General features: G+C 44.9%; 9 protein-coding genes and 1 riboswitch. All 9 genes read left to right on the forward strand.

Translation table 11 applies throughout. The features are described from left to right. Positions 1-24: 24 nt before the first annotated feature. Positions 25-882: a glycosyltransferase family 2 protein gene (locus ACN6MV_RS04985; RefSeq protein WP_042124442.1), complete on the forward strand. Its 858-nt coding sequence runs from the start codon at positions 25-27 to the stop codon at positions 880-882. Further along, positions 869-2,056 carry a glycosyltransferase family 4 protein gene (locus ACN6MV_RS04990; RefSeq protein WP_339289382.1) on the forward strand — a complete coding sequence of 396 codons (1,188 nt, stop codon included), beginning with the start codon at positions 869-871 and terminating at the stop codon, positions 2,054-2,056. Before ACN6MV_RS04985 ends, ACN6MV_RS04990 begins: the two co-directional genes overlap by 14 nt. Next, on the forward strand, positions 2,056-3,195 hold the full coding sequence (locus tag ACN6MV_RS04995) for a glycosyltransferase family 4 protein (RefSeq protein WP_419885833.1): 1,140 nt from the start codon (positions 2,056-2,058) through the stop codon (positions 3,193-3,195). The genes ACN6MV_RS04990 and ACN6MV_RS04995 overlap by 1 nt, the downstream gene beginning before the upstream one ends. Positions 3,196-3,256: 61 nt before the next feature. Beyond that, the gene (locus ACN6MV_RS05000; RefSeq protein ID WP_042124446.1) at positions 3,257-4,357 is read left to right on the forward strand and encodes a glycosyltransferase; all 1,101 of its coding nucleotides are present in this window, start codon (positions 3,257-3,259) and stop codon (positions 4,355-4,357) included. A gap of 4 nt (positions 4,358-4,361) precedes the next feature. After that, positions 4,362-5,702 carry a UDP-glucose dehydrogenase family protein gene (locus ACN6MV_RS05005; RefSeq protein WP_419885834.1) on the forward strand — a complete coding sequence of 447 codons (1,341 nt, stop codon included), beginning with the start codon at positions 4,362-4,364 and terminating at the stop codon, positions 5,700-5,702. 721 nt (positions 5,703-6,423) lie between these two features. Further along, complete coding sequence (locus ACN6MV_RS05010) at positions 6,424-7,797, forward strand: sugar phosphate nucleotidyltransferase (protein ID WP_042124450.1); 1,374 nt, start codon at positions 6,424-6,426, stop codon at positions 7,795-7,797. Between the two features lie 136 nt (positions 7,798-7,933). Next, a riboswitch (cyclic di-GMP riboswitch) is annotated at positions 7,934-8,013 on the forward strand. 12 nt (positions 8,014-8,025) lie between these two features. After that, entirely contained in the window at positions 8,026-9,570 is a 1,545-nt protein-coding gene (locus ACN6MV_RS05015; RefSeq protein WP_042124452.1) for a glycosyl hydrolase, read from the forward strand. Between the two features lie 153 nt (positions 9,571-9,723). Continuing rightward, positions 9,724-11,235, forward strand: a complete 1,512-nt coding sequence (locus ACN6MV_RS05020) for a glycosyl hydrolase (RefSeq protein ID WP_052414461.1) — start codon at positions 9,724-9,726, stop codon at positions 11,233-11,235. A gap of 51 nt (positions 11,236-11,286) precedes the next feature. Then, a complete protein-coding gene (locus ACN6MV_RS05025) occupies positions 11,287-13,992 on the forward strand; it encodes a discoidin domain-containing protein (protein WP_419885835.1) in 2,706 nt (901 codons plus the stop codon). Positions 13,993-14,084: the final 92 nt, after the last annotated feature.

Raw genomic sequence — 14,084 nt, forward strand, 5'->3', positions numbered from 1 at the left:
CGAAAGACAAAGGAGGAAACCTTCATGGATTCAGTAAAAAGCGTGGTAGGCGGCCAAGGCGATTATCCAATATCGGCTGTCATTATCGCTCAGGATGACGAAGTTCGAATATCTAAAGCCATACAATCCTGCAGGTTATTCGCCGACGAAGTGGTTGTGATTGACGGAGGCAGCAAGGACGGGACAGTACAGCTTTCCGAAAGCTTAAATTGTCGAGTATATGTCAACCCATGGCCCGGATATGCGAAACAGAGGGAGTTCGGAGTAGAACGCGCGGTTCATGATTGGGTCTTCCTTATTGATACTGACGAAGTGGTGAGCGACGAGTTGGCCGCAAGTATTCTTGAACTGAAACCGGGGCTTATCGATCAATCGGTTGCCTATTCTATCTATCGGATCGGCGACTTTATGGGCAGATGGCTGGATCGTGGCGAATATCTAGTGCGCCTTTACAACCGTAAAGCTTATGGCATTCGAAACAGCTTGGTGCACGAAATGCCCGAGGTTTCTGAAGAGCGAACTATACGTTTGACAGGAACGCTCTGGCATTATGGGTACCGCAGTATTAACGATCATGTGGCACGCTTCAATAAGTACACTGACTTGGAAGCTGAAAGTGCGTATGCCAAGGGCAAACGATTTCGGGTCAGTCATCTGCTGGTAAGACCGCCAGCCCGGTTCCTGCAAAAGTATTTCTTACACGGGTTGTTCAAGAAGGGAATGTCAGGTTTCGGTGTATCCGTATTCTGGGTCATGTATGAATTCATGGTCGGCTTCAAGCTTTACGAATTAATTAGATCGGGAAAGCTGACTCAGCACAATGCGAAGAAGAGTCAGATTGAGAAGGAGAATAAAGGAGAGAGAAGCTATGCCGTACAGTGACGGATTGAACATTATGACGACTGGTCTTAGCTGGCCGTCGCTACAGCCGGGTGGGCTTAACACGTATTTCAAATCCGTTTGCGAGCAACTCTCCTCACGTAATCGGGTGCATGCGTTGATTTGCAGTCAAGAAACGCCTGCTACACCCGAGGAATTGATTATTCACAATGCCGGAGATCCAAAGGATGGGATCTGGAAACGTAAGGATGCTTTCCAGCGTAAAGCGGCTGATCTGATGGGAGAGGGCAGTGGTCGTATAGATATTTTATACACTCACTTCGCTCCTTACGGTATTGGTCCAGCGCTGGAAGCAAAAAAACGTGGGATTCCTGTAGTGATGACTTTTCATGGTCCATGGAATGAAGAAATGAAAATTGAAGGCCAAGGCATTAAGCACCGGGTCAAGACAACTATCGCCAAATCCATTGAACATAGAGCTTATAAGCTAGCGGATAAGTTCATCGTGCTTAGTGAGACGTTCCGCGATATTCTCCATAAGCTGCACGGAGTGCCTCTACACAAAATTATAGTGATACCAGGAGCAGCTAATGTGGAACGTTTTATTCCCGCTACGAATCGATTGGCGATTCGCCGAAGCTTAAATTTACCTGAGGGAGCAACAACCGTGCTGACTGTCCGGCGGTTGGTCAATCGGATGGGACTACTCCAGCTGCTTGAAGCTTGGAAGCAAGTTGCGGAGCGTTTCCCGAATGCGATGCTGCTGATTGGTGGCAAAGGGCCGCTGCGGGGGGAACTTGAAGAAAAGATCGCAGACTATGGCTTAAGCAACAAGGTAAGACTGCTAGGCTACATTCCCGATCATGAACTAGCCTCTTATTATCAGGCAGCGGACATGTTCGTGGTTCCCTCACAGGCATTGGAGGGCTTTGGTTTGATTACCGTTGAAGCCTTATCTTCAGGATTGCCAGTGATGGCTACACCGATTGGCGGCAATAAGGAAATCCTGCAAGGCTTCCGGCCGGAATTGCTATTTAAGAGTCCAAGTAGTGACCACATGGCCGAAGGCATGATCCATATGCTTAGCAATCGAAAGCTGCTTCCGAGCCGGGATGAATGTAGAGAACATGTACTGGAGAGATATACCTGGGAGCATGTTACGGATCAAGTAGAATCCGTGTTCCTACAAGCCTTAGGAGAGGAGGTGACCACGTAATGCTTAGAGTGGCCTATATAGATCACACTGCTAAATGGAGTGGTGGAGAAGTTGCCCTATTTAACATCCTTACCCATATTGGAGAACAGATTGATCCACTTGTAATCCTGGCCGAGGATGGTGCGCTGGCTGAACGGCTACGTGAAAAGGGAATGGATGTCCGTATTATTCCGCTAGATGAGAGCATCAGAAGTCGTGGTAGAAATGCAGTCAACTTGGGAGCACCTGCTGCAGCCTTCAAGCTGTTGGCTTACGGTCGTAAGCTTGCTCCGCTCTTAAAAGCGGAGAAGGTAGATTGCGTGCACACCAATTCTCTGAAATCTGCATTATACGGAGCCATCGCTGCTAAAATAGCGGGCGTTCCATTGATTTGGCACATCCGGGACCATATTGGAGCTCCTTATTTAAAGCCTGTTGTTGCTAAAGGAATTCGTTTACTGTCGCGCCTGCTCCCCAATGGAGTCATCGCGAATTCACATTCTACGCTGAATGCTTTGGAGCTGCCGCGTTCGAAGAAAACGCTGGTCGTATACTCCGCATTCGCTAAAGCGATTGGTAATGGGATCGGCATGCGGGATCAGAAGGAATTTAACGTATTGCTAGTTGGTCGATTGGCGCATTGGAAGGGCCAGCATATTGTGCTGGAAGCCGCAAAAAGCTTTAAGAACGAACCTCGCGTGAAGTTCTGGCTGGCCGGAGACGCTCTCTTTGGAGAAGAGGCTTATAAGCAGGAATTGCTTCAAAAGATAAAAAACGACGAGCTTACTAATGTAAGCATGCTAGGGCATGTGGATGATATTCAAGGCCTTATGAATACCGCTGATTTACTGATTCATACTTCGGTAACTCCTGAGCCTTTTGGCCAAGTGATCGTTGAAGGAATGGCAGCAGGATTACCGGTTGTTGCCTCCAATGAAGGCGGGCCAGTAGAAATTGTAGTTCCAGGTGAGACAGGATTACTGATAGAGCCTGGAAACGCGGCGATACTGGCAGACTCCATTAAATGGATGCTGGATCACCCAGAAGAAAGACGGCGGATGGCGGACAATGGGATGAAACGAGTGAAAGAGCAGTTTGTTATCGAGAATACGGTCAAGGACATCGTTGACTACTATAAAGGTTTGTTGGCGAGCACCTGACAGATGAGATGACACGGTAATTCTGAAGATGATGCTCCATAAAACTTTGAGGATGATTCACATGAAAATTGCGATAGCGCACGATTACTTAATCCAAATGGGCGGCGCGGAAAGAGTGGTGGAAGTCTTTCATCACATGTATCCCGAGGCTCCAATCTACACAACGGTTTTTAACGGAAGCCGCCTTACTGACAATCTCAAAGATGCGGATATACGTGCCTCTTGGCTGCAAAAGATACCGGGGGTAAAGACCAATTTTAAAGGGGTGCTGCCACTTTACCCAATGGCCATCCGTGATTTGGACTTTCGCGGTTTCGATATCGTCCTGAGTTCCAGCAGTGCTTTTATGAAAAGTATTCAAGTTCCTAAACATACGTTTCATCTTTGTTACTGCCATACGCCTATGCGCTTTGCATGGGATTATGACACCTACATGGAACGTCAGTCGAATTCCGGGTTGTTCAAGAAAATGCTTAAGGTATACATGCAGCAGCTCAAATCGTGGGACCAGCGGACTTCTAAAAATGTGAATCAGTTCGTAGCCAATTCTTCAGTAGTGAAGACAAGGATTCAGAACTATTATCACCGGGATGCAGATGTCATATTTCCACCGATTAATACAGCCCGTTTCACAAGCTCTTCTAGCATTGGTGACTATTATTTAATAGTATCTCGACTTGTTTCCTACAAGCGGATTGATTTAGCTGTAGAGGCTTTTAACCGTAACGGTCTTAAGCTGTACATCGTAGGGGATGGACCAGATCGTAAACGTCTCGAAGGCATGGCTAAGGACAATGTATCGTTTTTAGGCCGGCTAGAGGATGAGCAAGTAACCGGAATGATGGCACAGTGTAGAGCATTTATTTTTCCGGGAGAAGAGGACTTTGGAATCACACCGCTGGAAGCGAACGCTGCGGGAAGACCGGTCATTGCTTATCAAGCAGGTGGTGCACTAGATACTATTATTCCTTATGTAAATGGTGTGTTCTTTCAGCATCAAGAAGTGGAGGATCTACTAAAGGCTATTTACGAGGTAGAGTCCTACGCTTGGGATATCGATCAAATTATGGAGCATGCACGTAAATTTGATGAGCAGGCGTTTATGGTTAAGTTCAAGCAGTATGTTGAGCAGGCCTACGTCAATTTTCTAAAAGGAGGATGATTGTATGAAGCTGACAGTAATCGGTACTGGGTATGTGGGTCTTGTATCTGGCGTATGTTTTGCACTGGGCGGACATCATGTCATCTGTGTGGATAAGGACGAGGAAAAGATTAAGAAGCTGAAACGGATGGAATCACCCATCTATGAGCCGGGAATTGAGGAACTGATTGAACTGAATCTTCGTGAGGAACGATTATCCTTTTCTGCGGATCTGCAGGATTCGGTACGTCGTTCAGATATTATCATCCTTGCAGTAGGTACGCCATCGTTGCCTAATGGTGAAGCAGACTTAACCTACATTGAGAATGCAGCTGTTGAAATCGCTAAAGCGATGGAAGGGCACAAAATTATAATGACAAAATCTACAGTTCCCGTAGGAACAAATGAGAAAATCTCCAACATACTTTCTAAATCTACCCATCATTCTTTTGATATCGTGTCTGCTCCCGAGTTTTTACGTGAAGGGTCAGCGATTCGCGATACCCTCCATCCCGATAGAATTGTCATTGGTCTCGATAATCCAGAGCTGGAACCAACTATGCGCGAGCTTCATAAGGGTTTCACAGTAAATGTATTTGTAACAGATATACGCAGTGCTGAAATGATCAAATATGCTTCGAATGCATTTTTGGCCACGAAGATTTCCTTTATTAACGAGATCGCCAATATTTGCGAAAAAGTGGGAGCTGATGTAACCGAAGTAGCACAAGGAATGGGTATGGACCAAAGAATCGGGTCATCCTTCCTGCAGGCTGGCATCGGTTATGGAGGCTCCTGTTTCCCGAAAGACACTAATGCGCTCATTCAAATTGCGGGCAACGTCGATTACGAATTCAAATTATTGAAATCTGTAGTCGAAGTGAACAAAGGACAACGGTTTATGATCATCTCCAAGCTGCATGAATCACTTGGCAGTCTGCGCGGTTCGACGATTGGGATCTGGGGGCTTGCTTTCAAGCCTAACACTGATGATGTCCGCGAAGCTCCCGCCAGAGAGATTGTAGAGGCGCTGGTGGCTGAAGGGGCTACGGTTAAACTGTATGATCCAATCGCAGCTACAAATTTTAGGCAGCAATATGATCATCCGCAGCTTCGTTGGTGCAATCTGCCAGAGGAAGCGGCTGAGGGCAGCGATGCCGTATGCCTGCTTACCGATTGGAGCCTACTCAAGGACATTGATCTGCATCAGCTGGCGAAAAGCATGCGTAATGGGGTGCTGATCGATGGACGCAATGTGTATTCCAAGGAGCAAATCGAGGGTACCGGCCTCGTTTATCATTCTGTCGGCCGCCCGCAGATGGGTGGATTGAGCGGTTATTCTGCTAGTGTGGCTGGAGCGGTTTAATCTATATATATTGAACTTGAGATTTTTGTGTTAAGTGTCAGTCGCAACTGCGGTGAATGTTTGGACTTCCAGCCGCTGTTGTCTGCAGATTTCCTGATTCTAACCGCTAATAGCTGTAGAAATCCGGAAAAGCTTATGCTTACGAAGTGAGCTTTCCTACGGAAAGCTTTTAGGCGGACGCTATCGCTCTTACAGTTCCAAAATTCCCCTCCGTCACTCCATTCCCTTATCTTAAGTTTCTAAGCAATTTATAAAGTTAGGTACTCTGATTGTTTATCGCAGTAGCAGATAACCTTGTTGTTGTAGTAGTACTTGCGTTGGCTGCTGCCTCCATAGGAGCAGAAGCCAATCTTTAGAAAAACGTGCTTGCTTCCGGCTGGCACAGCTCGGTGCAGCACGGATTAGAATTAAGAAGCAGTTGGTTAGGTAAAGAACGGAAAGGGAATTTGGAACTGTAGAAACGGAGTGTTCGCCCGAAAGATTTCCGTAGGAAAGCTAGCTTCGAAAGCATATGCTATCCTCGGATTTCTACCGCTGGCGGCGGTTCAAATCAGGAAATCTGAGGATAACAGCGATCGGAAGTCCAAAATCCCTTGGAGTGGTTCATACCTAATAAATTTTTTTAAAATGCATCCGCTCGAACTAAGGCTAAGCGGAAGCTATACGTTTTGATAACAATTCAATTATGCTCGATTTCCATATATTAAGGAGGGTTCATTCTATGAAAATGGTACTTCTATCAGGCGGTTCAGGTAAACGGTTATGGCCGTTGTCCAACGACTCACGTTCAAAGCAATTTCTAAAGGTACTTGAAAGCCCTCAAGGTGAACCAGAATCCATGGTACAACGTGTCTGGAGACAGCTGGAGGAAGCGGGAATGGCAGAATCATCTTATCTGGCCACCGGCCGCGGCCAAGTAGAAATGATACAAAGCCAACTGGGAAGTCATGTGCCGATTATCGTTGAACCGGAGCGTCGGGATACTTTTCCGGCTATCGCCTTAACAGCTACCTATCTTTATTCGGTTGCAGGTGTTTCTCCAGCGGAGACGGTAGCGATTTTGCCTGTTGACCCTTATGTAGAAGCATCCTTTTTCGATACCATAGCTATGCTTGAAGGGACTATGCTAGAAAGTGGAGCAAATCTGGCTCTAATGGGTGTTATTCCTGAACACGCCTCAGAGAAATACGGATATATCATTCCTACCACCGAAGAGGCGGGGGAGAACGGTTTTATGAAGGTGAGTCACTTTCAAGAGAAGCCAGACCGCATACAAGCAGAACAGCTTATCGAGCAAAATGCATTGTGGAATTGCGGAGTATTTGCCTTCCGTCTAGGGTACTTGTTAGATATTTTGCAGCGTAAAGGGTTGCCTTTAGGATATGAAGAATTGCAGAAGCAATATAAGCTATTGTCTTCCATCAGCTTTGATTATGAAGTGGTGGAGAAAGAAGAACATATTGTGGTACAGCCGTATGATGGATTCTGGAAGGATCTTGGAACGTGGAATACGCTAACAGAGGAAATGAGCAGCAAGCATGTAGGCAAGGGTTTTGTGACGGCGGATTCTGAGGGGACTTGCTTGATTAATGAGCTGGATATTCCAATTACGGTAATTGGTGCGAAGGATCTGATCATCGCGGCTAGCCCGGATGGGATTCTAGTTACCCATAAAGCCGAGAGTCCACGGATTAAAGAAGTGCTGAAGACCTTTGAACAGAGACCGATGTACGAGGAACGCCGCTGGGGCCATTACAAAGTTATTGATTATGTGAAATATGACGAGGGCAATGAAGTGCTGACTAAACGGATTTTTATATCCGAGGGGAATAATATCAGCTATCAGTTACATCGCAAACGTAGTGAAATTTGGACAATCGTCAGCGGCGAAGCAAGTATTGTGCTGAATGAGAAAAAACATAATGTGAAGGCTGGGGACGTGGTACGTATACCGGAAGGAACGAAGCACGCAATCCTTGCTTTGACGGATGTTGAGTTTATAGAGGTACAGACGGGTTCTGAATTAGTAGAAGAAGATAATATTCGTATTACTTTAGACTGGAATGATATAGAACTACAACAATTCATTTCATAGGTCTAACCTATCTATTTAACCAATTCGGAATTTCTTAAAACAGGTAAATTGACTCAATTATCAAAAAAAGTCATAAAAACACTAAATATATCATTAATTGTCGTCGATACTTACGGTAAGAGAGATTATTTCTCTTAAATTGAAAAGGCAAACCTATCGAAAGGTAGGGACGCAAAGCTATAGGGCCTTCGAAAGAGTGGCAGCCTGGCTACCGAAAGGGAGATTATTTTGAAAGCTTACCGTACGTATCGATTGTTTGGTGCATTTCTGTCACTCGTCCTGTTTCTGACTGCACTTCCGCTTACTGTTGGAATTTCGCCGTCTGTTGTCATAGCTGCTTCAAATTCTGGAACGCCAGTTACCCCAGGAGCCTCACCTGAAGCCGTAAAGCTGCTTAACTATTTTTACTCAATCTCAGGAAAAGGAATCCTTGCTGGCCAACATGACTATTTAGAAAGTCCAGATGAAATTAACAATATGCTGAAGGGAACCAGCGGACAGTATGCAGCTCTTCACGGTTATGAAATGGGTGCGATCAGTGGCCAGTCTGAAGGAACGATGTCCTGGCAGCGTAAAAATGTGGTAAACAGCGCCATCAACTGGAATAAAGCGGGCGGAATCGTAGCTATGACTTTTCATGCTAACCTGCCGGGCACCTCTTATGACTGGGATAATGTTAAAAAAACGCTTAGCCAAAGTGAATTCGATAGTTACGTTACACCGGGTACCAAGCAATATAACAGTCTGATTGCTGAACTTGATAAGGTGGCAGTATCTCTAAAAAGCTTGCGAGATGCGAACGTCCCGGTACTTTGGAGACCCTATCATGAAATGAACGGGAACTGGTTCTGGTGGGGGAAGAAAAATAACTTTTCTAAACTTTGGAATATTATGTATGACCGTTTTGTTAACGTTCATAAATTAAATAATTTGCTATGGGTATGGAGTCCGAATGCTCCCAATGTTTGGTCAGATCCGTATGCGTTAACTTATCCAGGAGCTGATAAAGTAGATATCCTGGCAGCAGACATATACGAAAATGATTACCAGCAAAAATACTATGATAGCTTGTTGAGTCTAGCCGCGGGCAAACCGATTGCGATCGGGGAAAATGGTGAAATGCCTAATCTGGAGAAGCTTCAACAATCACAAAGTAAATGGACTTATATGATGAGCTGGGGAAAAATGCTTTATGAGAATAACAGTGCAGATACAATCAAAACTTTTATGAATAGCAGCTATACCCTGACTAGAGATAAATTAAATAATAGCTTGGTACCCACACCTAGCGCCGCACCGGCACCTCCCGAAGAAGAGGGAGAGGCAGCAATTCCTCTCGCGAAGGGGCTTGCAGGAGAGTATTACAACAACATGCAGCTATCGGGAGCAGCAGCTCTTATTAGAACCGATGCAATAATCGATTTCAATTGGCGGCAAGGATCGCCGGATGCCGCCCTTGGGATTGATCGTTTCTCCATACGTTGGAGCGGTAAAGTTAAGCCCTTATATGATGAACAATATACATTTTACACTACATCAGATGATGGCATCCGTGTCTGGGTGAATGGGGAATCTGTGATTGATAGTTGGACGAAGCAAAGTGGCACTGAGCGTAAGGGCAATATTACGCTGAAGGCTGGTCAGCTATATGATATCAAGGTGGAGTATTACGAAAATGAAGGCGATGCGAGAGTCCGCTTGATGTGGGAAAGTGCTAGTCAAGTTAAAGAGACAGTTCCAGCAAGTGCGCTTTTTCTTCCGGATGTCTCCTGATTGATGAAAATTAAAGGTCGATCCTTAGTAGCTCTGCGTTATTGCAGAGCTACTAAGCTATAGTCCTCATTAGGTCAGAAGACGATTGTCCGATAACAGGTATGTTTATTTATTACCTGTGGAGGCAGTACAGCTACCGAAAGGAGGATTTATTTGCGTAAATATTATAAGCAAAACAGATTGTTGTTTACTATATTACCGGTGTTTATTATTTTTTCCTTGCTGCCTTGGGGAGAGGTTAAGAGTCTTCCGAAGGCTATGAGTGTTTCTTCCTCTCTTCCCCCGGCTATACCAAGCAATCCATCAGCTTCTGAAGAAGCCAAGCAACTGTTGAGTAATTTGGTGAATCTACGTGGCAAAGGTATCCTGTCTGGTCAGCATGATTATCTAGAAAGTCCAGATGAACTGGTTCATAAGCTGAAGAATACTTCGGGACAAAATGCCGTTCTACATGGTTATGAATTAGGGGCGATTAATAATCAATCCAAAAGGACAATCGCCGAACAGCGGCAAGCAGTAATTGACAGTGCAATGGAGTGGAATCAGACGGGTGGCATTGTAGCCATGACATTCCATCAGAGTTTGCCAGGAACTTCTCCAGAATGGTCCAATGTAAACAGAAGTCTCAGTCAAGAGAAGTTTAATGCTTATGTTACGCCTGGGACGGCTCAGTATAAGAGTCTAATCTCTGATCTAGATGAGATCGCTGGATATTTAGAACAGCTGCGTGATGCTGGGGTTCCAGTCTTATGGCGACCTTACCATGAAATGAATGGCGGTTGGTTTTGGTGGGGGAAAAAGGACAATTTTTCAGCGCTTTGGAATATTGTCTATGATCGTTTTGTAAACACACACAAACTGAATAATCTACTGTGGGTGTGGAATCCAAACGCGCCGAATGAATGGGCAGATTCTTATGCCGCCTATTATCCCAGTGCAGATAAAGTCGATGTTCTGGCTGCGGATATCTACAATAATGATTATAAGCAGTCCTACTATGAGGACCTGCTCACACTTGCTGAAGATAAACCTATCGGAATCGGGGAAAGTGGGCAGCTGCCGAACCCGGATGTATTAACCAACAAACAAAATAAATGGGTTTATATGATGACCTGGGGCAAATTGCTGACAGAAAATAATACGCCACAGTCCATCAAAAGCTTCATGAATAACTCGTTTATAGTATCGAGAGAGGATTATGTTCTCACAACAGAAGTCCCTTCGATAGCACCGGTAACCCCAACGGGTTTAACTGGAGAATACTATAACAATACTGATTTAGAGGGAGAACCGGTGCTTATCCGCAATGACCGTAAGATTGATTTTAATTGGCATGGTGGGTCACCTGCATCAGAGATAAATGAAGATCACTTTTCTGTACGCTGGAAAGGGAAACTCAAACCCAAATTCAGTGAAAAATATATGATTTCGGCATCCTCTGATGATGGAGTCCGTGTCTGGATTGACGGAAAGCTGATTATCGACAATTGGAAAAATCAAAGTTCAACCCTTCATAAAGGTAGTATCCCGCTCACAGCAGGAACGCTTTATGATATCCAAATTGAATATTATGAGAATGAAGGGGATGCCAATCTTCGCTTGCTATGGGAGAGTTCCAGCCAGAAGCAGCAGGTGATTCCACAAGGGGCATTGTACCTTCCTTAATCTAATGAAATGATAGGGCAAGACATTCCGAAAGAAAGAGAGGACCTATGGATGGGAATAACGAGGAGAATATCTAATAGAAAAAATAAGATATCAGCAAACAAACCATTACTGTTATTACTAAAATTCGCCGCATTAACCGTCTTGTTTCTGTTGTCTGTCTCAGTTTTCGGAACGAATAGAACGAATGATTATAAGGTAGGTGCCAATATACCGAGACTGTCTACAGGAAGTGATCTTGCAGCAGAAATACCGGATGGTACTGTGATCTGGAATCTGGGACAACATGATGGCTCAGCAGCTGAATTTGCTGCGAGTGGCACTTCCGGCAGCAAGAAGGAATTTAATGTTACTTCTTCAGTGCTCAAATCATCGGCTTTTCAGAGCTTGCCTGCAGGCTTGAATGGAAAGACCCAGCCGGAATTAACGATCACATATCAGCTAAATAAGATCCCGGAGAACGGGGTCTTATTTAGCGTAGGTATTCTAGACGCTTATAAATCTGTGCCGCAAATGAGTGTGTTTTCCAATCATCAATTGTCGGGGATCATTCAAATTGCGGGCGTTGCTGGCACAGAAAGTAAATATAGCTTTCAAAAGACCTATGAATTATATATCCCCAAGGAGCAATTAAAGATAGGATCAAACGAATTGAAGCTGCAAACGGTTCGCTGTTTATATTGCAGTGACAAAGAAGACGAATATTCCTGGTGGACATGGGATAATCTCCGTTTAGAGTCTCTTAACGCTCCAATTTCCGAGCCTATTCATGGCAGCTACACACTGACCGGAACAGTAGTGAATAATAAGCAGTTTTATTTTGATGAAGGTGCAGTTACGCACTTGCCTTATGTTATCAAATGGCTAGGTATGGCTTATAGCGGTAATGTGATGCGTACCAGCTGTGCTAGTGATGTCGGGAGATCCTGCTCGAATATGATGGAATATTACAAGGTATTGCAGGGTTACAACATGCAGGCGGTTGCTCTGTATTTGCATACTGGTGATATTAAGCTTAAGACAGATGGATCGTTGCCTGCTGATGCGGAGAAAAAGCTGACAGATTATTTTGAACAATATAGCCCCTATTTTCAATACTATGAGGTAGATAATGAGCCAGGGCTATTCAATCGTTCTAAGGCAGTAAATTTGGCGATTGCGGACTGGCTAAATAAAAAGGGCAAGCAAATCGCGCCCCATTTACAAACTGTTGCTCCAGGATGGGCGTATTGGCCGGGCTACAGTGAGGACTCCTGCGGTAATCAGAAGGGAACTGAGAAGGCATGTGGAGATCCGGATGGATGGGAACGTGATCCAGAGCAGCGTATGGAGCTGGAGAAGGTTACGGATTTGACCAATGGACACTCGTACGGCGACTCTTATATTTTTAGTAACGGGGGAAGCTTTACAGAGAATTTGAAGACTTTCGCTGGCGCAGACAATGGACTCGGCAAAAAAATGCTGACCACTGAATTTGGTACCTCGGACAGTCATGTGGACGCCTATCAATACGGGGCAACGGAGCGGACAGCCGCGGTATTCGATCGGATCATGCGTGCACATATCGGTTATGCGGATATGTTTGTGCAGCATGCTGCTTTTTTTAAGGATTTCAGTTTATTCAAATACGGGTTTAATTTAGAAGAACATGATCCGGCGACCACAGAGATTTATTATACAAAAGAAAATGAGGATTCACGTGTCAGCATCATGAGAAGGCTTAGTCTTGCTTATGCTACGCATGGAGCTCCATTAACTTATCAAGTTGCAAATAAAGATGTGTTAGCCGATAAGTTGGTTTATGTTCGGGCCGTGGATACTTCCACGTTGAAGCCTCTTGCGGGAAGCGGAGCGACCTCGAATAAGGTACTGGTTAATTTCGTTAACTTTGAGTCTACTCCGCAGACCGTGAGTGTAAATGTGACTATGCCGAAAAACGTTATATATGAAGGGGAACGTTTTGGAAACGGGGATACGTATGAAAAAGCAAGAAGTTATGTAACAGGGAAAAAGGCTACTCCCACGTTAACCTTTACGGAGAAACTTGCTCCGGGAGAGGCTGTACAGTATATTTTGCAGCCTTCCTCTGAAGTAAAACCGTCGGCGCCTAAGGGATTCAAAGCCGCGGCAACAAAAGGTTTATCTGTGAAATTAAATTGGCTGGAGGCACCGGGAGCAAGCTACGAGCTGCTTCGTGCTGAAGGTAGCGGTGGGGAAATGAAGGTGGCAGCTACTGATGTGAAGCTTACAGAATATACGGATCATAATTTACGTGAAGGGACGTTATATACCTACGCGGTAAGGGTATCTGGCTCCAATTTACTGTCCGATAAAGTTCAGATTACAGCCACCGGACTGGTTCCTCTGGATCGTACGAAATGGAAGGTAACCTCAAATGTGAATACGGCAGCCTCAGCTCCGAGTCTTGCCATCGATGGGGATCGGCGCACGCGCTGGGATACGGGGAAACATCAGGTTTCCGGAGAGTATTTTCAGATTGATCTGGGTGAAGCACATGAAATTGAAAGAATAGATTTGGATAGCACGCTTTCACCTTTTGATTATCCAAGAGACTATGTAGTCTATATTTCTGACGATGCTCAGAACTGGAACAAACTTACCTCTGGAAAAGGCACGAAAGAGCTTACTAAAATATCCTTCTCTAAAGTGAAGACGAGGTATATCAAGATTGTACAGAACGGAGCTGGCGGGAATTATTGGTCCATTCAAGAGCTTCAGGTGTATTCCAGAGAATAAGGCTACCATTTGAATTTATGTAATCATTTATAGCGCATACTAAATAACCTCTGCGAGACAATTCTCTCGCAGAGGTTATTTTTATGCTTTAA

Origin of the sequence: Paenibacillus sp. B-A-8 (assembly GCF_048572915.1) — a bacterium.
GTDB lineage: Bacteria > Bacillota > Bacilli > Paenibacillales > Paenibacillaceae > Paenibacillus_AQ.